Below are 25,619 nucleotides of genomic sequence, written 5' to 3'. Positions count from 1 at the left end.
CCATTTATGTATCATTTTACGTCAGAACCTCTTGTGATCTCCCAGCACCTTCCCGCTCAGGAGCAGATACGTGGCGGTGCTTGTCATACATGCAATGATATCTGAGATCGGTTCTGCAAAGAACACCTTTTCCACCCCGAATACCATGGGCAGAAACAGCATGGACAGGAAATACACCAGCTTCCTGAACATGGATAGGCTGACAGCCACCTTTGCAATGCCCATGCCCGTAAATCCGTCCACCACGGTGTACTGGACAGCCAGCGGGATCACACAAAGGGTGTAGATCCGGATCGCCCACTCCGTAATTCCCACATAGGAAGATTCCCTTGTGAAGATCCGTACAAAATATCCGGGGCCCACCTGGGCTATGATAAACATCACAGCTGTAAATACCAGTCCCAGGACCACGATGTGTTTTTCTGCCCTGCGTATCCTGTCAGGCCTGCCTGCTCCATAATTATAACCTAAAACCGTCTGTGTTCCACCGGTAATTCCTCCCAGCGGCATGGTGATCAAAAGCATGAAACTCTGCACAATGGTATTGCAGGTGAGAAGCATATCCCCATCCCCCGGCCTGGCAAACTTGCTGATCACCATGTTCATCACAATAATCAGCAGGCTGTCGGAAGCAATGATAAGGAAAGGTGAAAGCCCCACGATCAGCACCTGTTTCATGGTATTCCATCTGTATCCCCCAAACGTGATCCGCACCAGAGGCCTCTTTCCAAACAGGAAAATGAGCACGTATATGCAGGAGGCCATCTGGGAAATCACCGTGGCGATGGCCGCTCCCTTGACCCCCATATTAAAATAGAATATGAAAATGGGATCCAGGACAATGTTGCTGACCGCACCCAGGACAACGGATTTCATCCCCACCTTGGCAAATCCCTGACATATGATAAACTGGTTCATGCCAGCTGATAGCAGCGCAAACACCGTTCCTGATAAATACCAGCTCATGTATTCGTTGGCATAGGGAAAGATAGCAGGGCTGGCGCCAAAAAATGTAAGCAATGGCTCCTTAAACAAAAAGGTAACCGTCATGATAATAAGGGCCATTCCTGTGAGAAGGGCAAAGCAGTTAGCCACCATTTGGGTTGCCGCCCTTTCATTTTTCTGTCCCAGCCGGATACTCATCAGCGGGGCGCCTCCCACCCCGATCCAGCTTGCAAAGGAGGAGATCAGGGTCACCACCGGACCGCAGATCCCAACCCCTGCCAGGGCCACTGCCCCGATTCCTTCTATATTTCCAATGTACATACGGTCCACGATGCTGTACAGCACGTTCACAAATTGAGCCAGCATGGAAGGAAATGCCAACCTCCACACCAGCCCTCTTACTTGATCCGTATCCAGATTATTCTCTACTCTCACCGTACTGCTCCCCTATAATCTAATCTATTCCTTCCTTCGGAAGGCATTTATATCCTTGATCAGGACATCCAGGCTGTCCTTGATTCCCTGGAATGCTCCGTATTCATATAAACTCACAAAAAACAATCCAATGGGCACTGCCAGGATCATGCCGGCTATGCCCTTTACTTTAAAGCCCAGGTATAAAAGCAGAAGGGTCAGGAGGGGATTGAGTCCCATACTGTCTCCCACCAGCTTAGGCTGTACCAGCTGACGCGTAACCTGGGTCAGGACATAAATCAGCAAAAGGCCTGCCGCAAAGGCATACTCGCCTCCCAGCAGCTTGATCAGTCCCCATGGGATCAGGGCCGTACCTGTGCCGAATACAGGCAGGAAATCCAAAAATGCAATGAGAAATGCCCAAAGCGGAGCATATCCCACTCCCAGCACAAGAAATCCCACGGTAAGGATCAGCCATACTACCACCATGATCTTAAACTGTGCCATAAAATAGCCGCCGATCAGGCGGAGAAGTTCCCCTCTCAGGTATCTGGTATAACGCTGGGCCCATGCCGGCGTGTGTGCTTTGATCATGGCCAGTATTTTATCCCGGTCCACAATAAAGAAATAGGCAGACAAAATAGTGACCACCAGATACACCAGTACGGCGGGAATGCTCCTGGCCACTGATCCGGCCGCCTCCACAGTAGGGGAAGCGAGTTTTTCCACTGCCTTTCCCACATAGCTTCCCAGATTGCTGCCGATCTCCGCCCAGGTCTGCTGGATGCTGTCGGGCAGGAACCGGAACAGATGTTCAATCTGTTCCATGCTGCGCGCCACATCCCCCTCAATGCCTTCATAGAGAGCTGGAAGATCTTTCATAAAGCCGTGAAGCAATACCAGGCTTCTGGACAGGATCAGATAGATAAGGCCAACCACCAGGGCCAGGGCCGCCACCACGATCACAATGGAACTGTGCTTTCGTACCAGCTTTACCCTGCGCTCTAAAAAGCGCACCAGGGGATTTGCGATCATGGCTATGATCCAGCCAATGACAAAGGGCATGAAAAATTTCAGAACCTTGGGCCCCATAACGCACAAAAGGATCCAGCCTGTTACCGGGATCAATATATTCAGCATAAGCCGCAGATAATGCTTCCACCCTGCATCTTCCATCCTATCACCTGTCCTGTCTGTCTCTGTCATCTCTCACTGCTCCCCGAGGAACCGTTCCAAAAATGCAAACAGCGTTTCCATTTCCTCATCCGTTCCAATACTGATGCGCAGGCTGTTGTCCAGCCTCTCACCATCAAAATACCGCACATAAATCTGCTCCTTTTTGAGAGCTTCAAATATCTGTGCCGCGGGCACGCTTTTGTGGGATGCAAAAATAAAGTTGGCCTTTGAATCCGGGAATGTAAATCCCAATTCCCTTAAGCGGATCTTCGCCCGTTCCCTGGTAGCTGTTATTTTCCCTGTTATGTCCTCAAAATATTCCCTGTCCTTTACAGACTCCACTCCCATCACAATGGAGGGCAGGTTCATGGTATAAGAATTATAGGAATATTTCACATCGTTCAGTGCCTTGATCAGGGCTGAGTTTCCCACCGCAAAGCCTATCCGCAGTCCGGCCATGGAACGGGATTTGCTGAAGGTCTGCACCACCAGAAGGTTATCATAGGTCCCGATCAGCCCAAGGGCGGAAGGGCCTGCAAAATCTATATATGCCTCATCCACGATCACAACCACATCCTGGTTGGCCTTTATGATATCCTCCACCTGGTCAAGGGGCATATAGACGCCCGTTGGCGCATTGGGGTTCGGGAAGATCACTCCTCCGTTCTCCCTTTTATAATCCCGGGGAATGATGGAAAAATCCCCATCCAGCTTTGGTGTCTCATAGGGGATCCTGTAAAGGTCCGCCCACACCTTATAGAAAGAATACGTAATATCCGGAAACAACACCGGCTTTGGGGAATTAAAGAACGTAAGAAAGGACATGGCGATCACATCATCAGATCCAACCCCCACAAATACCTGGTCCGTCCCTACCCCATAGTACTCCGCCAATACCTCCACCAGATCTGAAACCGTGGGGTCCGGATACTTGCGCAGCCGGTCCGTGTCCATCTCCCTAATGGCCCTCTCCGCTCCCGGCGCCGGGGGATACGGATTTTCGTTGGTATTCAGTTTTATCAGTTTACTGCCCTTAGGCTGGTCCCCCGGTACATAGGGAACCACCCTGCGGACATTTGCTTCCCATGGTCTCATACTCTGCACTCCTCTCTTAATGATCCCGATGAATCAAAGGCCGTAATCAGCCGCCACTTTCTTAAAGGCCGGAAGGGAACGCTCGATCTGGCCATAGGATACACAGTAGGAGATCCTCACATATCCCGGACACGCAAAGGAGCTGCCCGGCACCACCAAAAGATTATACTTTTTACAGTTGGCGCAAAACTGCTTCTCATCCGGCTCCGGGGACTTCACAAACAGGTAAAATGCACCTTCCGGCTTAATGCACTCAAAGCCCATATCCCTGAGCCCGTTGTACAAAAGGTTCCTGTTCCTGTCATATGCCTCCAGGTTCACCTGCTCATCCACACATCGTTTGATCACGCGCTGCATCAGGGATGGTGCATTCACCGCTCCCATTACCCTGTTTGCAATGGTAGCCGCGTTAAACACTTCCTCACTGTCTGTCAGCTCATCAGGGATCACCAGGTAGCCGATACGCTCTCCGGGCAGTGACAATGACTTGCTGTAAGAATAGCAGATAACCGTATTGTCATAAAATTTTGTCACGTAGGGCACTTCCACCCCATCATAGGCCAGCTCACGGTACGGCTCATCAGAGATCAGCACGATCTCGGTCCCCAGTTTTGCCGCCCTCTTTCTCAGGACATCCGCCATATCGGTCAAGGTCTTAGCAGAGTACACCACCCCGGTAGGATTGTTGGGCGTGTTAATGATGACAGCCTTTGTCTTAGGTGTTATCTTCCGGGCAAACTCCTCCAGATTCGGCTGGAAATCCTTTGTATTGGGAGAGACCACCACCAGATTGCCGTCATAGTTGCGCACATAATTGCCATACTCCACAAAGTATGGGGCAAACGCAATGACCTCATCCCCCGGATTGAGGATCGTCTTTAGGATCACATTCAGGCCGCTGGCAGCGCCCACGGTCATGATAATATTGTTCTGGTGAAAAGCGGTTCCAAACCGGCGGTTCAGGGACTGTGCAATGGTGTCCCTCACATCCTCGTACCCGGAATTGCTCATATAGCCATGGACAAAAGTGGACTCTTCTTCCTTCAGGATATCACAGATCGCCTGATTCACAGCCTCCGGCGCAGGCACATTGGGGTTGCCAAGGCTAAAATCATATACATTCTCCGCCCCGTAAATGGCAGCCAGCTTCTTGCCCTCCTCAAACATGGCACGGATAGCGGAATTATTGTTCACCAATGGTTTCATCTTCTCTGATATCATATCTTATGTCCTCTCTTTCTCCCTGTCGGCAGACCCCTCATACGGACCGGCCCTTCTGTTGATATGATTGTAGCTTTCCTTTTGGGGATTGTCAATAAAAAGAAAATTGGGATTTGTGGGATGGGGAGAAGGCAGAGGTGGACCAATGAGAAGAATGGGGATGGGGCGGCGGATACGGCGGCGGGCTTGGCAGGTCTGAGACTCCGGGAAACGGCCCGTCCGCCGGAATTGTGCAAAAGACTCTCTGGGGTTATCTAAAAGGCCGCGGGCCATCGAATATCAGATGGCGGCCGCGGCTTTGTTATATTTGACCGGCCTACTCCACTTCCATGGGAATCCCGGCAAACAGATCCAGCATCTCAGGCGTCACCCGGTCCTCCATAATGAGGCCGGATACATATTGATTGCCCTTCAGCTCGATCTGGCAGTATGAGAACCCTCCTGCCGGCTGATGGAACTGATCCATCTGATAGTATTCTTCCTCCATCATGGCATCCATAAGCAGGGCAATGTCATGGGCGTCTGTGAAGTGCAGGCTTCCGTCTTCCTGGTAATAGGGATTCTTTTTCTGCAGTTCTGCCAGTTCCTCATCCTGCGGTATGTCGCTGTAGGATGATTTTAAAAGGTTTTGGACATTGATGGTTATCTCTTTTACCTGCTCTGGGGCAAAAAAGGTTCCCGGTTTTTCACCCTGGCTCTCCAGTATCTGGATGGTGCGGGTGAATGAGGGATAAATGGGCCAGTATTGGTTAAAGTCCTCTACCCTGTAATCCCAGTAACCGCCCCTGTATTTGTACAGGGAATCTTCGATCCCTTTTTTCAGATAATGAACCGAGTCCTTTGTCACAAAGCAGATGCTTCCAATGGGGGCTTCCTGGATCCTTGTCTGTGTATCCAGGGCCATAAGGTCTGTCTGATAGGCTTTTAACAGTTCGGTCAGCACGCTGCCCTCCTCCGCGGTGTAGGCGATGGTCCCCGCCTCCTTGTAATACGCCCGGCTCAGCTGTTCAGGCGTCTGGGAAAGGATGCGGTACAGTCCCGTCTTATAATCAGTCTGGCTGTACAGCTTCTCATAGGTATCCATTATGTCGGAAAGATAAAGGCTGTAAGCGCGGCTGACCCGGCGTCCGTTTGTAAGGCGGTAGTTAACAGTCACATTGGTATAGTACATCTGCCTGTCGGTCTCGTTTTCCTCTCCCGCCACTTTACCTGCCACAAAGACGGATGTGGGGCCGTCCGCCCCTCCGATATAGGAAACCCGGGTGTTTGCGTATGCCGGTGTCCTGCTGCTGCCCAGGCGCACCTTCCTGTCTTCAATGGCGTTGCGGCGCCCCTCTTCTGCAATGGGAAGCACCAGTCCCATATCGGTGAGCTTCATATTTTTCTCTATTTCTTCGTAGGCTGCTTTGTAGGTGACTCCAAACTCTCCGCTGTCACTGATGGTGATCTCCCGGCTGTCCAGCCAGTTGCTGTCAATGCCGATCTCCAGGCTGGCGGATGCGATCCGGTCGGCCTGAGGCATGTAGGAGTCATATCCGTACCAGTCATAACGGAAGCTTAAAAATGCCAGCACGCCTGCCGCCAGACAGATGACCAGCTGTACCCTATGGCCGAACAGTTTCTTAAAGTCAAAATGATAGATGATCTCCACAATGCAGTGGGTCAGTATAACGGCCACCACAATTCCGAACAGCCCCCATTTTAAATTGCTCTGGAGGGACCAGAAAAACATACCGCCGGCAAGGCCGCAGCCAATGACCAGGATCATGCGGATCGGCGCCATGGTACGCTTAAACGCCATGGCTCTGCCCGCCGCCTCGGAGGGACGCTTGCGGTAGAGCTGAAGCCCCAGAAGTGAAAATGCCAGGAATCCGAAGCCTGTGCATATGAGTTCAGGTATATGTTTTCCTATGTTTTTCACGCCCCAGCTCAGGGCAGTCATGTATACGCTGAAGGGCGACAGGTATTTCATGCCCCACATAAAAGGTGAATCCTCGGAACTCCACATATTTCTGGCCGTGGTCAGGAAAAACGTCTCACAGTATGCTGCCAGAAGCATCATGATCGCCGGCAGGAAGAAAAAGAATACGCCGGAGCCCAGGAGGCCCACCACCATGTTTCCTGTCATCATCATGGCAACCACCACAACTGCATACATGAGAAGGAAATACAGCATGTTCAGCGCCCAGCCGCCTGCCATTGGTCCGATCAGGCTTCCCAGGCGCACGCCGTAAGACAGGGCCACTCCCAGCATAAGGATCAGGTTGATCAGGTAGCACAGGCCCACGATCAGGATACCCCCCGTATATTGTGTGCTGTACAGGGTCTCCCTTCTCACAGGAATGCTGTGATAAAAATCGATCTTCTTTCTATTGTGCAGATAGGAGAAGCTGGATACACCGATCACCACGGCCGCCACAATGAGCAGGAATACGATCAGACCGTTTCCAAAGGCCGCATCACTCAGCACCACCTTTGTCTTCAGTTCCAGCAGCTTGGCCTGGAACAGGTCATCGGGCAGGGAACCGTCCTGGACAAAGTTTTTGTATCCGTTATATATAAAATAATCCGTATTGGCCGCGTTCTCCATGGAGAGTGCAAGGCCGATGGGCAGTGAGAAGAAGAACGCCAGGAAAACCAGGGCAATGGCCCATACGCGGCGCTTTAAATCCTCCCTTAACAACTTAAAGTACAAGCTTCCTGATGTCATAACCAGCCACCTCCGTTTCACTGATAAATATTTCCTCCAGGGACAGAGGGATGCATTCAAAGAACACCGGATCATAGGAGGACATGATCGCCTCTATCTCCGGCCTGGTCCCCCGCACCGTAACCGTGCACAGCCGTCCCCTCTGTTCAATGCTCACCTTGTCAAGAGCCACCAGGTCCTCGGGCTTCATGTCAGGCTGCAGCACACACTGGACCTTATGAATGCTCAGCTTCATGTCATCCAGATCCTTGGAAAGAAGGATCCCTCCCTTGTGGAGAAGACCTACGTGGTCACAGATATCCTCCAGCTCCCTCAGGTTGTGGGACGCGATAATGGGAGTCAGGTTCCTGTCCTCCATGTCAGCTGCAAATATGCTTTTAACCGTCTGGCGCATAACCGGATCCAATCCGTCAAACGTCTCGTCACAGAACAGATAGTCCGTGGCAGCGCACACGCCGCAGATAACGGAAACCTGCTTCTTCATGCCTTTGGAAAATGTGTGTATCTTACGCTTTTCATCCAGTCCGAAACTTTGCATCAGCTTGTGGAACCTGGTTTCATCAAACTTTTCATAGATTTTTCTGTAATAGTGCATCATCTCCAAAGGTGTTGTGTTGCTGAAAAAAAACTGTTCGTCCGATATATAGAAAAAACGCTTTTTTGCAGATGTATTCTCAAATACCTCATGTCCGTCTATGGTGATACATCCCTCATCCGGCTTCAGCACCCCGCTTGCCAGTCTGAGGAAGGTGGATTTGCCGGCCCCATTGGTGCCGATCAAGCCAAAGACGCTTCCGTCCTTTATGGTGGCGTTCAAGTGATCCACGGCCATAATATCATCAAACCGCTTGGTCAGATTCACTGCTTCAATCATGCCTCTCTCCCCTTTCTGTCATATACTCACGGTATTTTTTCTCTATGATCCCTGTCATATCTTCTTCCGTGACCCCGATCTTTATGCCCTCGCTTACCGAGGACTCAAACCGGATCTTCCATTCTCCCAGCATGCCCGCCCTTAGGCGGCTGCTGTCAGCCACAAAACTTCCCTTACCCTTGATGGAATAAATGTATCCCTGCCGCTCCAGCTCTCCATATGCGCGCTGGATGGTATTGGGATTGATGGAAAGCTCCGTTGCCAGGCTGCGCACCGAAGGAAGCTGTGAGTCCTGTGGAAGTACTCCGTTAAACATCAGTTCCTGGAACCGTTCCACCACCTGCTCATACAAAGGCCTCCGGTCCCTGTAGTCCAGTACGATCATCCCTTCTTTCCCCCTTTCCGGAAATTCACCCGGCCTATATGGCGTACTCTCGGAGATTCCGAAAGAACACCTTATTCCAACGGCACAGGCGTATTATCTGTATTAATTATATTAGTACAGTTATCTTCGACATTAGATTACCATATCTTTCCGGGAAAAACAATAAAAGATTTTCTTAAGATTCCCTGTTCTGCAAATATTTGGTATACTGATAGTACCATAAAATCATCACAAGGAGGCCTCCTATGCCCAATACCATGTTTTTCAGCCTGCTTTTAAACATAGGGCTGCTGGTTCTCATCGCCACGCTGCTCACCAAGATACCCGTTGTCCGCAGTATGCTTTTGGGTGATAACAACCCCATTGGCAGCCGTGCTGCACTGGCAGTTATCTTTGGCCTTGTCAGCATCTTCTCCACCTACACAGGCGTGCGTGCCCAGGGAGCCATTGTAAACACAAGGGTCATCGGTGTGCTGGCAGCCGGGCTCCTAGGCGGCCCCTATGTGGGCATGGGCGCCGCCATCATCGGAGGGCTGCACCGCTATCTTTTTGATATCGGCGGATTTACAGCCGTATCCTGCGCCGTATCCACATTTGTGGAAGGACTGATCGGATCCGTTTTTTCCAGACGTTTTAAGGCAGGAAAGATAGACAGCACAGGCGTGTTCCTGATCACGGCCCTGGCCGAGGTGGGACAGATGCTCATCATCCTCCTTATTTCCAAGCCCTTTCCCGCCGCCCTGGAACTGGTCCGGCTGATCGCATTTCCCATGATCATCATGAACGCCCTGGGAATGGTTGTTTTTATTGCAACCTTTAACATGGTATTTATGGAGGAGGACAGCCAGTTTGCTGAAAAGATGCGCCTGGCTCTGGGAATCGTGGAACAGAGCCTTCCCCATCTGAGAAAGGGTCTTTACAGCGCAAGGGACATGGAAGCCACGGCTGAGATCATCTACAACTCCACCGCCTGTGCTGCTGTCATGATCACAGATACCCAGAGGATCCTGGCCATAAAGGGGGATGCCCGGTACAATGATCTAAAAGGGGATGCCATATTAAAACCCATACTAGACTCCATCCACAATAAAAAGCCCACTACATTTTCCTATGCGGAAAAACCGGATCCCCTGTATCACATCCTGAAAAACCACATTATCGTGGCCGCGCCCCTGATCGAGATGGATAAACCCATCGGCAGCCTGACCATGGTGGTGAGAAAACACTGGCATACCTCCCAGTCCAACCTGAATTTCGCCTCGGAGCTGGCCAGGCTTTTTTCCACCCAGCTGGAACTCTCCGACCTGGATTACCAGAAGCAGCTGCGGCGCAAGGCTGAGTTTAAGGCACTGCAGTCCCAGGTCAACCCGCATTTCCTTTACAATGCCCTTAATACCATCTCCTATGTGTGCCGGGAAAATCCGGAGCGGGCCAGGGAACTGATACGCACCCTCTCCTCCTATTACAGGCAGACACTGGAAAACGACCAGTATATGCTGAGCCTTCACACAGAGCTCTACCATGTCTCCAGCTATCTGGAGCTGGAGAAGGCCCGGTTTGAGGAGAAGTTACAGGTCACCATGGATGTGGAGGAGGACATCAACTGCATGGTTCCCTCCTTCATCCTCCAGCCCCTTGTGGAAAATGCGGTCCGGTACGGAGCGGACAAAAGGGGACAGAGAAGCGTTTCCATCAGCGCCCATGGGGCGGGCAATTCCGTGGAGATCGCCGTGACCGACAAAGGTCCCGGCTTTCCCATGGAAGCCGTCAAACAGCTCTACAGCAATGAGGGGAAAGGCAGTGTGGGCCTGAAAAATGTGCACCGGCGCCTGAAAAGCATATACGGTGAGGACAATGGTCTGAAGATCGAATCATCCCAGGACGGTTCCAGAGTATGGTTCAGGGTTCCCATGCAGCCGGAACCGGACCAGGAACCGCTGTATTCGTAAGAGCTTTGCGCGGTTTTGGACAAACCACAAGACAAGGGGGAATTTTTACATATGAAAATAGCTGTGATCGATGACGAACGGCCGTCAAGAAAAGAACTGGTCCATCAGATCCTGTCCGTTCTGCCGGACAGCCGGATCGAGGAGGCGGACAGCGGGGCCGGGGCCCTTGAACTTATAAGCGCCCAGTCCTTTGATCTGCTCTTTGTGGACATCAATCTCAATGATATGGAAGGGACCACCCTGGCCGCTGCCGCCAGGCGCATACTTCCGGACGCCCAGATCGTATTTGCCACCGCCTACTCCCAGTATGCGGTCAAGGCCTTTGAACTGGGCGTGAACAACTACATCCTAAAGCCCTTTGACCCGGACCGTGTCCGCAGGGTCCTGGAAAAGTGCCAACTGGATCTAAAGCACTCATGTCCTGCCGGGGAAGATATAAACAGTCCATCCGGCTCCCTGCCGGTTGGCCGGCTGGCCGTCAATGTAAACCGCACCATTGTGCTGCTGGATATACATAAGATCGTATACATTGAGACCGCCGGACGCAGCTGTGTCATACACACCACGGACGGGGATTACACAGAGAACCAGCTGCTGGGGGAATATGAGAAAAGGCTGGCCTCCTGCGGATTTTACCGCATCCACAAGAGCTATCTTGTCAATCTCAGCCACATCACGGAAATGTTTCCATGGGCCAACAACAGTCTGGCCGTTAAGATGATGGGATATGAAAAAGATATCCTGCCCGTGGGAAGGGAAAAGGTGAAAAGCCTCAGACAGGCATTGGGGATCTAAGATACCGTTGAGGATAAACCTTCCGTTTGTGCATTCACAGCTTCCGTTCATTCATTTATAGGTGTCGTTTGTGCACTTAGTACTGCAGTTCATGCAAAAAGTATTTTCTTTTGTACATATTTCAGTACAATTAAGACATGACAAATGAACGATTTATCAAACAGGAGGTAGGTTTATGATTAGTTTCTTTGTATGTCTGGCACTTTTAATCGGCGGTTTCATGGTGTACAGCAAGGTGGCTGAAAAAGTATTTGGTCCTGACGACCGCAAACCACCGGCACTTACCATGACGGACGGCAGTGATTACGTCCCCATGGGCACTCCCCGTATTTTCCTGATCCAGCTTCTCAACATCGCGGGCCTTGGTCCCATCTTCGGCGCCCTGGCAGGCGCATGCTGGGGACCCAGCGTATTTCTCTGGATCACCTTTGGTACCCTGTTGGGCGGCGGTGTCCATGATTACATGGTGGGAATGATGTCCATGCGTCACAAGGGAGCCAGCGTATCCGAGCTCACGGGAACTTATCTGGGCGATGCCATGAAACAGGTTATGCGCGTGTTTTCCGTGGTACTCCTGGTGCTGGTAGGCGTCAGCTTCTCCACAGGCCCGGCCAATCTTCTGGCCATGCTGACCCCTCAGGTCCTGGACGCCAAATTCTGGCTGGTTGTTGTCTTGGTTTATTACTTTATTGCCACATTTGTCCCCATAGACAAGGTGATCGGAAAGATTTACCCTATTTTCGGAATCTGTCTTATTGTTATGGCACTTGGAGTAGGAGGCGCCATCCTGTTGGGCGGATACCATATACCTGAGATCTCCCTGACCAACCTGCATCCTTCCGGCACCCCCATCTGGCCGACCATGTTCATATCCGTTGCCTGCGGCGCCATCTCCGGTTTCCATGCAACCCAGTCTCCCCTTATGGCGCGCTGTCTTACCAATGAAAAAGACGGACGCCGGGTATTCTACGGCGCCATGGTCGCTGAAGGCATTATCGCCCTGATCTGGGCAGCGGCAGGAGTTGCTTTTTACGATGGCACAGGCGGATTGTTGAATGCACTTGGAAACGGACAGTCTGCGGTTGTCTATGAGATCTGCTTCACGCTTTTAGGGCCTGTGGGCGCAGTGATCGCCATGATCGGCGTAATCGCCTGCCCCATCTCCTCCGCCGACACGGCATACAGGAGCGCAAGGCTTACACTGGCTGACTGGTTTAAGATGGACCAGAAGCCTGTTAAAAACCGTCTTATGCTCACCATCCCTCTGTTGGGCGTAGGTGCTGTCCTGACCCAGGTTGATGTACAGGTAGTGTGGAGATATTTCTCCTGGAGCAACCAGACACTGGCCATGATCGCCCTCTGGTCCGCAAGCGTGTATTTATTCCGCAGGAAACGCTTCTACTGGCTTACGGCCCTTCCTGCAACCTTTATGTCGGCCGTGTCCTGTACCTATATCCTGATGGCCAAGGAAGGCTTCCAGCTCTCCACCGCCATTGCTTATCCGGCGGGCATCCTTTTTGCCGCTGTCTGCCTGGGAACCTTTGTCTATACCTGTGTGATGGGCAAGGGAAAGAACGCGGAGTCCCCATCTGCGGAGGATGCATATTCGGCTTGACGTATCAGTACAGCCTGGCGCATCAGTACGGCTTGACGTATAGTACGGTTTCACCTGTATACATAAAAAATATGCAAGGCGTAAAATGATCATAGGGCCGGCAGGATTTTCCTGTCGGCCCATTTTGCTGGCAATCATTTATCGGCAATTGCATCTTCCTTTTTACGGCTGTCAAAATATACGAACCTGTCAATAGCCTCCAGTATATCTTTAAACTCTTCACTGGGCGCCATGTCTATGTATGCCTTGAGAATCTCCTGCTCACGCTCCCTGAAGGGCCCATAGAATATGTCATAGAGATTATGGCCTCTCATATAGGTCTTGATCTCTTCCATATGTTCCCTCATATCCTGGCAAGATGTAAAATCCCGCCCCATGATCTCCTTTAACTGCTGTCCGCTTCGTATCCGGTAAAGATATTCACGCCACTTGTCATACAGGGTTTTATAAAATGCCTCCTCACTCTCCACGATCCCCAGCTTTGCCATAATGGATGGGTTTAAAAAATAGTTCTCAAAGGAATAATATTTTAATATGAGCACATTGCGCCTTGTCACCTTGGGGAGACGGTCCACATCCTCCAGGCTGCGCTCATCATAATACCTGCACAGCTGGGATGCCAGTTCCTCCGGGTCCTTACCGTCCCCGTCCCGGATCATCAGAAACTGATCCCGGAGATACACCTGATTCATATATTTCAGGTTGGCATATGTCTTTATATTGGTACAGCTGTTGGTGGTAATGATGGATATCCTGGAAAATTTGCCCTCTGAGTCATATATCTCGGAATAATACTTTTCCAAAAGCAGGGGCAGGCGGCTCTTATCCTGTTTCCCCTCCACAATGAACACAAAGCTTACATTTAGCAGGTCGCTGGCACCATACCCCAGGTCATCCAGGATTTCTCCCAAATCTGCCTTTTTCCTGACAACGGAATACCGCTCCTCATCCAGCACCACCTGGCGGATCTGGCGGATGCTGAAATTAAAAAGCAGGTCAGGACTGTGGGTCTTAAAAATGACCTGGTTTTTCTTTGAAAGCCGGTACAGAATCTCGCTGCAGGTCTTCTGAAGCTGGGGATGGAGGAATATCTCCGGGTCCTCCACCACAATGATACTGGGAATGCGGCTCTGCTCGCTGATATAGGTTTCCAGCAGGGACAGCATATAGATGCTCCTCATCCCCTTTCCCATCAGTTCCACCGGCTTTACACTGCCCCTCTGAAGGTTGTGGGCCGCCACCTCAACGGAAAACAGCTGGTCCGTGTCGCAGTTCAACGTATACTGGATCTCCTCATAGCCGCCGTTCTTGTAAAAATTTTCATTGACCTTTCTGGAAAACTCGCTGAGGTTCAGCTGGTAGATCTTATACTCCAGCAAACGTGCCGTCTCAAATACAGTGAGCTCCTCCGGCTTTTTCTTGTTAATCAGGCCAATACACTGGAAGCAGTGGTTGCATTTCTTGGCTCCTTCAAAGATACAGGTCCCTGAACGGAGCCGCCTTAACTCCTCATCCTCCTGGAACATCAAAAGATCATTCTGCAGCTGGTTTAATTCCCGTTCCGCGGTGATCCGGTAAATATGGGGCAGGACCATGGGGATATAGGGGTTATTCTTGCGGTAAAGATCTTCATACCGCACCCGGCCGTCCAGGTTCACATGAAAGGTAAAGCACAGCTCACCGTCCCGGAAGGAGGGGAGCCGCTCCCCAAACACCCGCTTCCACACATCATAACGCCGGTACTGGCTCACAACGCCTCTCCGGTGAAACTGCTCCAGATCCCCCTCCTCTATGGAAAAGGCAGCATCAATGCGGATTGCCTGCCTTTTCTCATTAAAGTCCTGTTCCTGGATCTGATAGCATCCGCACACAGCGCATACCGCGTCCAGCACAGAGGTCTTTCCTGTATTATTTTTACCTACCAAAATCAGCGCCCTGTCAATATCACGGATCTCCAGGTCGCGGATGGATTTAAAGTTGCGTATGTGTAAATAGGTAAGCTGCATATGGTTGCCCCCGCTTATAAAAGTCATATGTTCTTTCTACCAGTATACGCCATAGAACACATCGGAACAACCCCTGAATTCACCTTATGATACCAACGGATATCACCGGGCCGGGCTGCTGCCGCTGGACCGGGATTTCCGCCATCATGTCACACCTGCTGCCACTGGACCGGGATTTCCGCCAATGGAAGTTCCACCTTGACTGTCTCTCCCTTTGTAAACCTTCTTCCCTTTGGACAATAGCAGATGGCTTTGAGATCATTTCTGCACTCAGTCCTTGTCCTGCCGGATACAGGCCAGGGAACCCCATGGAATATCCCCTTATGCACGGATAACTCCATCCCCTGCATGAAATCAATGGGACGGGAGGGAATGTCCCCGTCCAATACGGCGCTGACCCATGGGACCGGGCGGATTTTCCCTGTCACAAGCAGCTCTATGGCTGCTTTGATGTAGTATTCGCTTATGAGCTGTGCGCCTCCTGGCGGCCCCGGTATCCCCATAACAGGCACTCCCTCCACCATGGTAAGGCTGCAGTGTTTTCCCGGAGCAACCCCCAATTCGCGAACGATCACAGTTCCAATGGAATCCAGCACATCCATGGTAAAGTCCTTGCTTCCCTTGGATGAACCGGCGCCGATGACCACCAGATCCGCCTGGCGGATGCCACAAAGAAGGGCGTCTTTAATCACGTCCGGGTCATCCTCCAAAATACGCGACACGGACGGCTGTCCGCCAAAACGCCGTATCATGGCCCACAACATCACACTGTTTGACTCCGTATTGCTGCCTGTTGGGACTCCCCCGCCAAAGGGCACCAGCTCATCTCCCGTGGGCAGGAACAGTACCCTTGGGCGCACGTAAACAGAAAACACTCCGGTATCCGGCCCCTGCCAGGACTCCCAGCAGCGCGGGATGGAGCATTTCCCCTTTATGGGCCAGGATCTCCCCTTTCTTTATCTGACTGCCCACAGGAGTCACGTACTCCCCCCATGTTTGCGGACAGGATAAAAGTGAAGGGCACCACCGGCCTCCATCACCACATCCTCTATGGCTATGACCGTATCAAACGTATCCGGTATGGCCACTCCTGTGTTGCTAAACACATAATCCGTTCCTCCCTTCCAGGCGGATGTGTCCGGAATCCCGGAGGTAAAATCCGAGAACCTGACCGCAATGCCGTCAAAGGCACTGGTTGGACGATTGGGCAGGGAATATCCCGCCCTCAGGTCCTCTGCCACAATCCGGCCATCCCCGTCCCATATCTGAACCTGCTCCGTCCTCCCCTTCCATGGAATATAAGTCTCCAGGATAGAGAACATCTCATCCCGGACAGGTTCTGTACCATATGTATCCCGCATCAGGCATTTCCCCCTTTTTTCACTATTACGGTCCTGTCCGCATATTTTCCAAAAAAATGATATCCCGAGCCGCCTTCGCTGATGATATCCAGCAGTTCATCCGCTTTTGTCACATGGATACCGCCCAGCATGGTAACCCCCCTGGAAAAGAAGGCATCGGGAAGCATACTGGCCGTGGGGCCTGTCACCAGAATCTGGGCCCCTGGTTTTGCCATATCCAAAAGGCCGGGAAGCGTGTCGTTAAGAATGGTCACTCCCGTGATCACCATAAGATCTGCCTCCGGCACATAAACGCCGGCCTGGTCAGCCGGTGCATAGTAAGGCAGCTCCCGCTCTTTTAAGGTTCGCGGATCCTGTTCCAGCACATGAAAACAGGCATTGGCCGCCATCAGCTTTTTAAGCATGGGCACCAGTGCTCCCACCACCACTGTTTTTGGATAGTTCTCCACCTCCAGCTGGTCAAATGCATCCACTCCGGCCAGGATCTCATATCCGGCAGGCACTTCCCGCTCCCACACAGCCATGCTGAGAGCATTGAGAGCAGCAATGCCAAGGGTGCGCCGCAGTATATTGTCCCCGAATATATCATCTAAATATTCCTTCACCGGACGCCCTTTCAGACGTCCGGACAAGGGCATGGCTTTGGCTGAACTGGGACAGCAGACTGCCTGAGGCATTTCCTTTACCGGTGTAAAGCAGAGTCCTCCCTGCCCGGTGGACAGCTTAACCCCTGAAAAGAACAGCCCGAACACCGCCCGTTCAACGGTCATATCCTCCAGCTCTCTTCCCAGATGCTGCCTGACCAGCTCCACGGATTCCCTCAGTATGGCGGATTCATAGCATCTCATGACACGCCTCCTATGATTGCATCCAGCTGCTCCTCACTGACTTCATATTGGAAGAAATGGCTGTAAAAATATGAGATTTTCTCCTTCAATTCATCAGTGCCCACCACTTCAGGATAAAGCTTATTCATGGTCCAGAATACGGTCAGCGGCTGTTCCACGGTTCGGTTCCCCCACACATGGGCCACGGTGGGAATGCTGTAGATCGCACCGTTCTTCACCCCGTTAATATCAGAGTACAGAGAATCCTCCATCAGAACTGCTTTCATGGACGGGTCCGTGACGATCATCACATCCGGATTCCATTTAAGCACATCTTCCTGGGTGTAGGTGCAGCTTCCATTTTCATTATTCCAGCTGTCTTTTGTAACACTGATCCCCCCTGCTGCCTCGATCCACCACTCTGCGATCACATGGGGCTGGGTCAGCTTGTCAATATTTCCGTACAAGACTGTCTTCTTATCCCCATCCTTGAGGGAAGCTGCCTTTTCGCCGGCTTCCTCCACCATCTGGTCAAAATAGGACAGGTAATCCTGGGCCAGCTCCTTCTTATCCAGCACTTCCCCCATCAAGGTAACAGCTGTCTTTACATCATTGGTCTGCTTCCACTCAAAATAGATCACGTTCAGGCCGTTGGATTCCAACGGTTCAATCAGGTCCTTGGACATTACCAGGCACAGATCCGGGTTCAGGGCCAGCACCTTTTCCATCTGTATTTCCCCGTCCGCGTTCTGAAGCACCGGCGCACCCTTTATCTGAGGCGCAAACTCATACTGCATGGCCCATTTATCAGATTTGGTAAAACTGGCCGTCATGTCGTTGCAGATCTTCTCCCCGCTTCCCATAAGCTCTACAAATGCATTGATGACTCCGATGGATCCAAAGGTTGCGATGCTGTCTATCTCCGTGGGCAGTGTCACGGTCCTGCCGGCCATGTCAGTGACATCATGGGTGGCTTTCCCTTCCTGCTTTGCTGCCCCGGCTGTATTCTCGGCTGCGGTCCCGGTTGTAGTTCCGGCTGCGGTCCCGGTTGTAGTTCCGGCCGCGGTCCCGGCTGTGGTTCCGGCTGCGGTTACAGCCGGAGTTTCGGCCGTATTCCGGCCTGTGTTTCCACAGCCTGTCATCATCCCCGCTCCCAATGCTGCCGACAGGATCACCGCCATAATCCCAGATCTGCCTTTTCTCATATTACGTCTCATTATTTCCTCTCCTTTTGATCACCGGTACACAGACCCTTTGTATGGCCTGTTCCCCTTTATTCTCTAACGCGGCTTCGGTTACAACAACCGGTACGCGGTAAAGTTCCGTTAAATTATCACTGGTTACAACCTGATCCGGTGTTCCAAATGCCATCACTCCCCCATCCCTCATAAGGACCGCTTTGTTGCAGGCCAGGAATGCGTGATCCGGAAAGTGGGAGGTCATAAGGATCCCGTATCCCCCTCCTGACAAATTCCGGATCATATCCAATATTTTCACCTGATTGCTGTAATCCAGGGCTGCTGTGGGCTCGTCCAGGATCAGATAATTGGCCTGTTGGGTCAATGCTCTGGCAATCAGCACCATCTGACGCTCCCCTCCGCTGAGGATCTGAAAATTCTTATGTTTCATATCCATGATCCCCATACGGTCCATGACCTCATAAGCAATGCTCCGGTCCTTCTTTGATATGGATGCACCCAGACGCATATGTGCCACACGTCCCATCAGCACCACCTCCTCCACAGAATAGGGAAATGACAGTCCTGTGGACTGAGACACATAGGCCAGCCTGGCAGCCCTTTCCCTGGATGTCATACAGCAGATATCCCTGCCATCCAGAAGAATCCGTCCCCCATCAGGTTTCTGATGGTTCAGAAGACATTTTAACAAGGTTGTCTTACCCGTGCCATTGGGGCCCAGAAGGCACAGGCAATCCCCAAAATCCAGGTCAAAACTCACATCCTTTAATACCAAGTCTCCGTGTTTGTAGGAAAATCTCAGGTGCTCCACTGTCAGCATTGGGAAGCCCCCTTTCTGGAACGGACCAGAAGAAATGCAAAAACCGGAGTTCCTACCAGGGCAGTCAATACCCCAAGGGGCAGTTCCACGCTGTTAGCCCCCCGTATGATATCGTCCATGAGCAGCAGAAAGAAACCGCCGATGAGAAATGACACCGCGATCAGCCTGGAATATCTGGCCCCCGTAAACAGGCGGGTGATATGCGGCACCACCAGTCCTACCCATCCGATCATTCCGCAGATGCTCACCGACACCACGGTCATCATGGTGGAGGTGACGATCACAAGAAAACTCACCAGCTTCACATTCACTCCCAAGGCCGCAGCCTCTTCCTCCCCGGTTGCCAGCACATCGATCTGGTTCCGGTACAGAAACAGGATGAGGAGACAGACTCCGGTCACGGGCAGGAGGATTCCCACATCCTCCATGTCCCCCTTTCCCAAACTGCCCATAAGCCAGAAGGTAATGGATGGAAGCTGGCTGTCCGTATCCGCGTATGTTTTAACCACGGATAAAAGCGCCTGGAACAGGCTGGATACAATGACTCCGGCCAGAACCAGGGTAGTAACCTCAGCTTTCCCGTAAACAGAGCCGATCAAATAAGCGGCTGCCACGGCTGCCAGACCAAAGACCAGGGCGCTCAGCTGGATCTGGGCCCAGGAGCCGCTTCCCAGCATTGCCAGGGCGGCACCGAACCCTGCTCCTGCCGACACCCCCAAGATATCCGGGGATACCATAGGGTTCTTAAACAAGGTCTGATAGGATGCTCCGGAAACAGCCAGACCGCCGCCCACCAGGATTCCAAGCAGTATTCTGGGGATCCTGACCTGGAAAATGACTTTTTCCACGGCCGGATCCCAATAAGGCGTGAACTCAGTTATCCTGGACCAGAGCACATCCCAAACCGTTCCCACAGGAATGGGATAAGTACCCACCAGGAAAGAAGCAAAAAACAAGCCGGTCAGCAGCATGATCAGGACCAGCACCAATATGCGGAATTTCATTTTCCCCTTTTTATCTTTTCTCATTCCCCTTTACACGCTCCCCCGGCCATGATTCCCTGTACGTTCTCCGCCTCAGACCAATCGGCCGCAATCCGTATCCCGGTTCCCCGCAGGGCCAGGCGTGTAACCGCCACCAGGGTAAATCGTTATTCTTTTTAAAGTATAACGATATTATACAATACTTTATCCTATGTGTCATCCACTTTTTAACTTCCTTATAATAAAAGCAGGGCCTTGGCATAAAAAATACCCGGCATACACTGCCGGGCAAAACCAGATCCGCCTAACGGATCAATCCTCTTTAATTTTTACGATCACCTTTTTAATGGGCGCCGGCTCCTGGTCAGCTGCCTTTGGCTTATGGGCATCCCATGGTTGAAAGATCAGGTACTGGTCTGCTTTTGTCACGATCCGAAGTCCCGGAGTTGTATTCTCAAAGAATACCACATCCTTGTCTGGATTATAAGGTGTCTTTACTATCATCTCGTGAACAGGCGCATAGGTCATGACCTCGCTTCCCTCGATCACATACTGGATATCAGTATAGTGCTCATGGGCTTCATACTTTGCCTCATCCCAGGGAATGGTGGTGTAAGCTACAACATTGGCATACACGTTCTTGCCGTCAATCTCATACTTACCTGGTTCAAGCGCGTCCAGATCCGTATTCTGCAGAAAATCCACCGCTTTGGCATATCTGCCTTCCAATCCCAAGTTTCTGTAAAAATCCAGGTTTTTCTTTTCATCAAAAATCATATCCCATTCTCCTTTGTGTTAATATTTTCCAATACAAGTATACACCTAAAGCTATGGGAAACTCAATCCTTTTTTAAGCCCTTATATTCTTTAACGGAAAAACTCATGGCCGTCATGGGCAAAAAGGTAAGTAAGGTGCCTGTCAAACCAGGCAGCCGCTCCTCCGGAACCTCTCCGGTTCATAAAATAAAGGGCTCCGCCCGAGTAATCCTCTCCGTCCAGAGCACGCTCCACACATGCTATGGTCTCCGCTGTCACCTTAACAGAATTGATCCTGCCGTTGGCCACGGGCTGAAACTGGGATGGCTCGTACACAACTGCTTTTATACTGTCAGGAAACTCCTTGGATAATACACGGTTAATAATCACATCTGCTACCAGGATCTTGCCTCTCTCATCACAGATGCCTGCCTCGGCCTGGACAATGCGCAAAAGGACTTGGTAATCCTCATCCGTATAACGGATTCTTCTGGCTGCCCTGCGCTCCTCTTCTGCCTTTTTTCTTGCTTCCTCTTCCTGTCTTTCTTTTAATATCTGTTTCTGAAGTGTCTCTATCTGGGTCTGTGCAGCTGCCTGCTGTCTCTGCTTTTCACGGACATTTGCTTCCAGCAGCGCACCGGCCAGATGTTGGCCTTCGCTGTCTGTGTTTAATAGCCCGAATTGTATTTTTGCTTCCGTAACCAGACCGCTTCCTTCTGCTTCCTCTGTCTGTGTATCCTCCTCCTGACTTTCCTCAGCAATGGGCGCAGCCAGGGCATTCTTGCCCCCGCCGCCAAACCCGTTGGCGGAAAATGCAATGATGGCAACCACCATCATCCCTGTCAGAAGAACAGATGAGGAACGGTACATCTGCTTTGTCACCTTCACGGTAAGTGATTTAACAAAGAGAACAACCGATTGAAGGAATGAATGTAATGTAAGCATACATACTCCTCTTTCCTGGACCCCATTCTGTCTGCGGGTATCCAATTCTCGTTTTTGTTGCAGTGGGTATTCCCCACTTTGTGCATGTTTTTCTGGGATGTACGGCTAATTATATGGGATTTGACTTTTGCAGTCAATGGACTTTTAACATGTTTGTTACATTTTTTATTATATTTGAAATATTTGTAATTATTTTTATGGATATGGTATAGTTTTCCCGTGTTTTTTACTCCTAAATTGTTAAATTTTACCTCAGATATTTTACATTTATGTTACATTATTATTAAATTTTATTCATGCCTTTTGATTTCCTTTTTTTGTAATTTATTTTATGTAAAGTATTTTTTACTTAAATCAACTATTATTTACATTTGTTCTCAATTGGCACGCTTAACGTTTTTTGTCGATATTTGGCGTTCATTCCCCACTTTCATCAAAAAACGGCCTCTTCCATATATTTCATCTTACTTTCCTATGTGCAATTCAACCAAAGAATCCAAAACGCATAAATATCCTTTGACTTTCCGCCTCTGCTCTGATACATTAAAGTTCAGAAGTTTTAATTATTAAAGTATTCATGGAGGGTTTAACAATGACAATTAAACTGTTGATGCTGGTCATCTTTTTTTCCATCATGATCGGAGTGGGCTTCTATTCCAGACGCCATGCCACCAACGTCAATGATTTCGTCCTGGGCGGCAGAGGTGTAGGCCCCTGGCTCACTGCATTTGCCTACGGCACTTCTTACTTTTCCGCGGTTGTATTCATAGGCTATGCCGGGCAGTTCGGCTGGAAATACGGCCTTGCATCCACGTGGATCGGAATCGGCAATGCCTTGATCGGAAGCCTTTTGGCCTGGGTCATCCTTGGCAGGCGTACCAGGGTTATGAGCAAGCATTTGTCTTCCGCCACCATGCCGGAATTTTTCGGAAGCCGTTTTGACAGCAAGGGGCTTAAGATCGTGGCATCGGTGATTATTTTCATTTTCCTGATCCCCTATACGGCATCTGTTTATAACGGGCTGTCAAGGCTCTTTGGGATGGCATTTGACATTCCCTACAGTGTCTGTGTGCTGGGTATGGCCCTCCTCACCGCCGTATATGTAATTCTGGGCGGTTATATGGCAACTGCCATCAATGATTTTATCCAGGGCATCATTATGCTGGCCGGGATCATTGCCGTTATCTTAAGTGTGCTGAGCGGACAGGGCGGTTTCACTGCCGCGGTAGGCAAATTGGCTCAGATTCCCAGCGAGGTCCCCCTAACCATGGGGCAGCCCGGCGCGTACGCCTCCTTTTTCGGACCGGACCCCATCAACCTTCTGGGAGTGGTTATCCTAACCTCTCTGGGCACCTGGGGACTTCCCCAGATGATCCACAAATTTTATACCATACGCAGCGAGAAGGCCATTGCCACTGGAACTGTGATCTCCACTATATTTGCCATTGTCATCTCAGGGGGCAGCTACTTTCTGGGCGGCTTTGGGCGTCTCTTTGACAGCCCGGCCATCTATAATGGAAATGGAACCGTGGCCTTTGATACCATCATCCCGGCCATGCTCTCCGGTCTGCCGGATGTATTGATCGGGATCGTGGTCATGCTGGTGCTGTCCGCTTCCATGTCCACCCTGTCCTCCCTGGTGCTGACCTCCAGTTCCACCCTTACCCTGGACTTTATCAAGGGAAACCTGGTAAAGAACATGAAGGATAAGACCCAGCTGTTCCTGATGCAGTCCCTGATCGTGGTGTTCATTCTCATCAGCGTTGTGCTGGCCCTGGATCCCCCTGATTTTATCGCACAGCTTATGGGGATCTCCTGGGGCGCCCTGGCTGGCGCTTTCCTGGCTCCCTTCCTCTATGGGCTTTACTGGAAAGGGGTCACCACTGCCGCTGTATGGGCAAGTTTTATCACCGGGGTGGGCATCACCGTATCCAACATGTTCCTCCACTATATTGCCTCCCCCATCAATGCAGGGGCCGTGGCCATGGTGGCCGGACTTGTGGTTGTCCCCGTAGTATCCGTCCTTTCACCCAAGCTTTCCGCCGATCATCTGGAACATGTATTTTCCTGTTACAACGACCTGGTGGAATCCACCAGCAAAAAGGTATTGCCCGATGACCAGTCCTTTGACTCGCCTGCATTCAAAAAGCGGAAAAAAAGCCACTAAGGTACACCGGTATATAAACGTATCAGGCCCGGATAAGACAGCTGCCTTATCCGGGCCTGATGTATATTATATGATTATTTTCCTTCTGTTTTTCTCCTGCTTCAGACCTCAGTTCTTTCGCAGCAGATACATGGCCTTATCCCTGTCTTTGCTGCGGACAAACACCTCATACTCATACTGCAGGCTGCTGTCCTGTCCCAGGCTTCCCGTCCGGCCCCTGAGCGTCCCTGAGCCAGTCCACTGTCCCATCTGATTCTTCACCTTATAAGTATAGCCGATCTGCTCCTGTGCCAGCGTCTGGCGCACTCTGGCAAACTCCTTCATATCCCTTCCAATGTATACGCTTGCCCTGTTAAATATGGTGATCATATTCATCCCTCCGTCAAAAGTAAACTCCTGTTATTCTGCTTTCATTTTATCACGGCGCCCCATGGAAATGTTCACTTTTCTTTTAAACTTCATTTACAATTTCCAGTGGGGACACAAAAGAAAGGCTGCCTCCCCCGCAGCACTCTGCCGCAAAAGGAAACAGCCTTCCCTGATATTCACAGGATTTTCTTTCTCATGCCTTACACAATCCTACAGGATCACCTTGACCGGACACTTCTCTGCACACTTGCCGCAGTTGGTGCATTTCTCATAATCGATCACTGCCAGGTTATTCTCCATATGGATGGCGTCAAACTCGCACTGTTTTGTACAAAGGGTACAGCCGATACATCCTGATTCGCAGACTGCCTTTACGTCCTTGCCCTTGGCATGGGAACTGCACTGTACCAGATGCTCTGATTTATAAGGAACCAGCTCGATCAAGTTGTTGGGACAGGAGGATACGCACTTGCCGCAGGCAACACATTTCTCCTTGTCAACCACTGCAACACCGTCCACCACATGGATGGCGTCAAAGGCACATGCCTTCACACAGGAGCCGTAGCCCATACATCCGTATGTACATGCCTTTTCGCCTGCTCCAGGCACCACAGATACCTTCTTGCAGTCATCCACGCCGTAATAGTTATACTGAACCTTTGTCTTGTCACATGTACCCTTACATTTGACAAAGGCCACCTTTTTCTCAGCAGTTCCTCCGGCAACGCCCATGATGGCTCCGATCTTCTCTGCTGCCGAAGCACCGCCCACCGGACATGCGCCCACATCCGCCTGACCTGCCGCAATGGCTTTGGCCAGTGCATCACATCCTGCGTAACCACAGCCGCCGCAGTTGTTGCCGGGCAGTTCGTTGCGGACCAGGATTTCTTTCTCATCTACTTCTACCTTAAACTTCTCACTGGCAACTCCCAGGAAGATACCGATCAGGATACCAAGGATACCTACCACTGCTGCCGCTATAATAATACCTGTTACCATTTTCCTTC

General features: G+C 51.0%; 22 protein-coding genes. 4 read left to right on the top strand and 18 right to left on the bottom strand.

Features of this window, described 5'->3' with window-relative positions; genetic code table 11:
- Positions 1-21: 21 nt before the first annotated feature.
- The 7 genes from HMPREF9469_RS16145 to HMPREF9469_RS16110 form a co-directional block, all read right to left on the bottom strand.
- Entirely contained in the window at positions 22-1,380 is a 1,359-nt protein-coding gene (locus HMPREF9469_RS16145) for an MATE family efflux transporter (RefSeq protein WP_007863758.1), read from the bottom strand.
- Between the two features lie 24 nt (positions 1,381-1,404).
- On the bottom strand, positions 1,405-2,565 hold the full coding sequence (gene ytvI / locus HMPREF9469_RS16140) for a sporulation integral membrane protein YtvI (RefSeq protein ID WP_007863757.1): 1,161 nt from the start codon (positions 2,563-2,565) through the stop codon (positions 1,405-1,407).
- A 3-nt stretch (positions 2,566-2,568) separates the two neighbouring features.
- Positions 2,569-3,630, bottom strand: a complete 1,062-nt coding sequence (gene hisC / locus HMPREF9469_RS16135) for a histidinol-phosphate transaminase (RefSeq protein WP_007863756.1) — start codon at positions 3,628-3,630, stop codon at positions 2,569-2,571.
- A 33-nt stretch (positions 3,631-3,663) separates the two neighbouring features.
- Entirely contained in the window at positions 3,664-4,851 is a 1,188-nt protein-coding gene (locus HMPREF9469_RS16130; RefSeq protein ID WP_007863755.1) for a pyridoxal phosphate-dependent aminotransferase, read from the bottom strand.
- Between the two features lie 316 nt (positions 4,852-5,167).
- Complete coding sequence (locus HMPREF9469_RS16120) at positions 5,168-7,561, bottom strand: DUF6449 domain-containing protein (protein WP_007863754.1); 2,394 nt, start codon at positions 7,559-7,561, stop codon at positions 5,168-5,170.
- Complete coding sequence (locus HMPREF9469_RS16115) at positions 7,536-8,435, bottom strand: ABC transporter ATP-binding protein (RefSeq protein ID WP_007863753.1); 900 nt, start codon at positions 8,433-8,435, stop codon at positions 7,536-7,538. The genes HMPREF9469_RS16120 and HMPREF9469_RS16115 overlap by 26 nt, the downstream gene beginning before the upstream one ends.
- Positions 8,428-8,820, bottom strand: a complete 393-nt coding sequence (locus HMPREF9469_RS16110) for a GntR family transcriptional regulator (protein ID WP_007863751.1) — start codon at positions 8,818-8,820, stop codon at positions 8,428-8,430. The genes HMPREF9469_RS16115 and HMPREF9469_RS16110 overlap by 8 nt, the downstream gene beginning before the upstream one ends.
- Positions 8,821-9,065: 245 nt before the next feature.
- Here HMPREF9469_RS16110 and HMPREF9469_RS16105 point away from each other — a divergent pair, with 245 nt between their 5' ends.
- From HMPREF9469_RS16105 to HMPREF9469_RS16095, 3 genes are all read left to right on the top strand, one after another.
- Positions 9,066-10,769, top strand: coding sequence for a LytS/YhcK type 5TM receptor domain-containing protein (locus tag HMPREF9469_RS16105; protein ID WP_007863749.1), 1,704 nt, complete (start codon positions 9,066-9,068; stop codon positions 10,767-10,769).
- A gap of 51 nt (positions 10,770-10,820) precedes the next feature.
- Positions 10,821-11,564, top strand: a complete 744-nt coding sequence (locus tag HMPREF9469_RS16100; RefSeq protein ID WP_007863747.1) for a LytR/AlgR family response regulator transcription factor — start codon at positions 10,821-10,823, stop codon at positions 11,562-11,564.
- Positions 11,565-11,739: 175 nt separating this feature from the next.
- Positions 11,740-13,179, top strand: a complete 1,440-nt coding sequence (locus HMPREF9469_RS16095) for a carbon starvation CstA family protein (protein ID WP_007863745.1) — start codon at positions 11,740-11,742, stop codon at positions 13,177-13,179.
- Positions 13,180-13,313: 134 nt separating this feature from the next.
- Here HMPREF9469_RS16095 and HMPREF9469_RS16090 read toward each other — a convergent pair whose 3' ends face one another.
- The 9 genes from HMPREF9469_RS16090 to HMPREF9469_RS16055 all read right to left on the bottom strand — a co-directional run bounded on the left by HMPREF9469_RS16090 (position 13,314) and on the right by HMPREF9469_RS16055 (position 22,076).
- On the bottom strand, positions 13,314-15,185 hold the full coding sequence (locus HMPREF9469_RS16090; protein WP_007863744.1) for an ATP-dependent nuclease: 1,872 nt from the start codon (positions 15,183-15,185) through the stop codon (positions 13,314-13,316).
- A 149-nt stretch (positions 15,186-15,334) separates the two neighbouring features.
- Complete coding sequence (locus HMPREF9469_RS30710; RefSeq protein WP_007863742.1) at positions 15,335-16,060, bottom strand: molybdopterin-binding protein; 726 nt, start codon at positions 16,058-16,060, stop codon at positions 15,335-15,337.
- Between the two features lie 102 nt (positions 16,061-16,162).
- Complete coding sequence (locus tag HMPREF9469_RS30705; RefSeq protein WP_007863739.1) at positions 16,163-16,546, bottom strand: molybdopterin-binding domain-containing protein; 384 nt, start codon at positions 16,544-16,546, stop codon at positions 16,163-16,165.
- On the bottom strand, positions 16,546-17,394 hold the full coding sequence (locus HMPREF9469_RS16080; protein ID WP_007863737.1) for a DUF364 domain-containing protein: 849 nt from the start codon (positions 17,392-17,394) through the stop codon (positions 16,546-16,548). The genes HMPREF9469_RS30705 and HMPREF9469_RS16080 overlap by 1 nt, the downstream gene beginning before the upstream one ends.
- Complete coding sequence (locus tag HMPREF9469_RS16075) at positions 17,391-18,590, bottom strand: ABC transporter substrate-binding protein (RefSeq protein WP_007863736.1); 1,200 nt, start codon at positions 18,588-18,590, stop codon at positions 17,391-17,393. Before HMPREF9469_RS16075 ends, HMPREF9469_RS16080 begins: the two co-directional genes overlap by 4 nt.
- Positions 18,580-19,392, bottom strand: a complete 813-nt coding sequence (locus HMPREF9469_RS16070; protein ID WP_007863734.1) for an ABC transporter ATP-binding protein — start codon at positions 19,390-19,392, stop codon at positions 18,580-18,582. The genes HMPREF9469_RS16075 and HMPREF9469_RS16070 overlap by 11 nt, the downstream gene beginning before the upstream one ends.
- Positions 19,386-20,420 (bottom strand): FecCD family ABC transporter permease, encoded by a 1,035-nt coding sequence (locus HMPREF9469_RS16065; RefSeq protein WP_040416598.1) that lies wholly within the window; start codon positions 20,418-20,420, stop codon positions 19,386-19,388. The genes HMPREF9469_RS16070 and HMPREF9469_RS16065 overlap by 7 nt, the downstream gene beginning before the upstream one ends.
- 267 nt (positions 20,421-20,687) lie before the next feature.
- Complete coding sequence (locus HMPREF9469_RS16060; RefSeq protein WP_007863730.1) at positions 20,688-21,152, bottom strand: NanQ anomerase/TabA/YiaL family protein; 465 nt, start codon at positions 21,150-21,152, stop codon at positions 20,688-20,690.
- A 90-nt stretch (positions 21,153-21,242) separates the two neighbouring features.
- Positions 21,243-22,076, bottom strand: a complete 834-nt coding sequence (locus tag HMPREF9469_RS16055) for a cell wall hydrolase (protein WP_007863728.1) — start codon at positions 22,074-22,076, stop codon at positions 21,243-21,245.
- A gap of 592 nt (positions 22,077-22,668) precedes the next feature.
- Between HMPREF9469_RS16055 and HMPREF9469_RS16050 the strand changes: the two genes are divergently transcribed.
- On the top strand, positions 22,669-24,243 hold the full coding sequence (locus HMPREF9469_RS16050) for a sodium:solute symporter family transporter (RefSeq protein ID WP_007863727.1): 1,575 nt from the start codon (positions 22,669-22,671) through the stop codon (positions 24,241-24,243).
- Positions 24,244-24,351: 108 nt separating this feature from the next.
- Here the strand turns inward: HMPREF9469_RS16050 and HMPREF9469_RS16045 are convergent, their stop codons facing one another.
- Positions 24,352-24,612, bottom strand: a complete 261-nt coding sequence (locus HMPREF9469_RS16045) for a hypothetical protein (RefSeq protein ID WP_007863725.1) — start codon at positions 24,610-24,612, stop codon at positions 24,352-24,354.
- A 210-nt stretch (positions 24,613-24,822) separates the two neighbouring features.
- Positions 24,823-25,611 carry an RnfABCDGE type electron transport complex subunit B gene (locus HMPREF9469_RS16040; RefSeq protein ID WP_007863723.1) on the bottom strand — a complete coding sequence of 263 codons (789 nt, stop codon included), beginning with the start codon at positions 25,609-25,611 and terminating at the stop codon, positions 24,823-24,825.
- Between the last annotated feature and the right edge of the window lie 8 nt (positions 25,612-25,619).

Source organism: [Clostridium] citroniae WAL-17108, from assembly GCF_000233455.1.
GTDB lineage: Bacteria > Bacillota > Clostridia > Lachnospirales > Lachnospiraceae > Enterocloster > Enterocloster citroniae.
The sequence above is the reverse complement of the archived record's forward strand: the minus strand, read 5'-3'. Positions and strand labels throughout refer to the sequence as shown.

Excerpts from the sequence above, each read along its gene's own strand:
- ytvI (WP_007863757.1), bottom strand. The coding sequence starts at position 2,565 with ATGACAGAGACAGACAGGACAGGTGATAGGATGGAAGATGCAGGGTGG.
- hisC (WP_007863756.1), bottom strand. The coding sequence starts at position 3,630 with ATGAGACCATGGGAAGCAAATGTCCGCAGGGTGGTTCCCTATGTACCG.
- HMPREF9469_RS16130 (WP_007863755.1), bottom strand. The coding sequence starts at position 4,851 with ATGATATCAGAGAAGATGAAACCATTGGTGAACAATAATTCCGCTATC.
- HMPREF9469_RS16120 (WP_007863754.1), bottom strand. The coding sequence starts at position 7,561 with ATGACATCAGGAAGCTTGTACTTTAAGTTGTTAAGGGAGGATTTAAAG.
- HMPREF9469_RS16115 (WP_007863753.1), bottom strand. The coding sequence starts at position 8,435 with ATGATTGAAGCAGTGAATCTGACCAAGCGGTTTGATGATATTATGGCC.
- HMPREF9469_RS16110 (WP_007863751.1), bottom strand. The coding sequence starts at position 8,820 with ATGATCGTACTGGACTACAGGGACCGGAGGCCTTTGTATGAGCAGGTG.
- HMPREF9469_RS16105 (WP_007863749.1), top strand. The coding sequence starts at position 9,066 with ATGCCCAATACCATGTTTTTCAGCCTGCTTTTAAACATAGGGCTGCTG.
- HMPREF9469_RS16100 (WP_007863747.1), top strand. The coding sequence starts at position 10,821 with ATGAAAATAGCTGTGATCGATGACGAACGGCCGTCAAGAAAAGAACTG.
- HMPREF9469_RS16095 (WP_007863745.1), top strand. The coding sequence starts at position 11,740 with ATGATTAGTTTCTTTGTATGTCTGGCACTTTTAATCGGCGGTTTCATG.
- HMPREF9469_RS16090 (WP_007863744.1), bottom strand. The coding sequence starts at position 15,185 with ATGCAGCTTACCTATTTACACATACGCAACTTTAAATCCATCCGCGAC.
- HMPREF9469_RS30705 (WP_007863739.1), bottom strand. The coding sequence starts at position 16,546 with ATGCGGGATACATATGGTACAGAACCTGTCCGGGATGAGATGTTCTCT.
- HMPREF9469_RS16080 (WP_007863737.1), bottom strand. The coding sequence starts at position 17,394 with ATGAGATGCTATGAATCCGCCATACTGAGGGAATCCGTGGAGCTGGTC.
- HMPREF9469_RS16075 (WP_007863736.1), bottom strand. The coding sequence starts at position 18,590 with ATGAGACGTAATATGAGAAAAGGCAGATCTGGGATTATGGCGGTGATC.
- HMPREF9469_RS16070 (WP_007863734.1), bottom strand. The coding sequence starts at position 19,392 with ATGCTGACAGTGGAGCACCTGAGATTTTCCTACAAACACGGAGACTTG.
- HMPREF9469_RS16065 (WP_040416598.1), bottom strand. The coding sequence starts at position 20,420 with ATGAGAAAAGATAAAAAGGGGAAAATGAAATTCCGCATATTGGTGCTG.
- HMPREF9469_RS16060 (WP_007863730.1), bottom strand. The coding sequence starts at position 21,152 with ATGATTTTTGATGAAAAGAAAAACCTGGATTTTTACAGAAACTTGGGA.
- HMPREF9469_RS16055 (WP_007863728.1), bottom strand. The coding sequence starts at position 22,076 with ATGCTTACATTACATTCATTCCTTCAATCGGTTGTTCTCTTTGTTAAA.
- HMPREF9469_RS16050 (WP_007863727.1), top strand. The coding sequence starts at position 22,669 with ATGACAATTAAACTGTTGATGCTGGTCATCTTTTTTTCCATCATGATC.
- HMPREF9469_RS16045 (WP_007863725.1), bottom strand. The coding sequence starts at position 24,612 with ATGATCACCATATTTAACAGGGCAAGCGTATACATTGGAAGGGATATG.
- HMPREF9469_RS16040 (WP_007863723.1), bottom strand. The coding sequence starts at position 25,611 with ATGGTAACAGGTATTATTATAGCGGCAGCAGTGGTAGGTATCCTTGGT.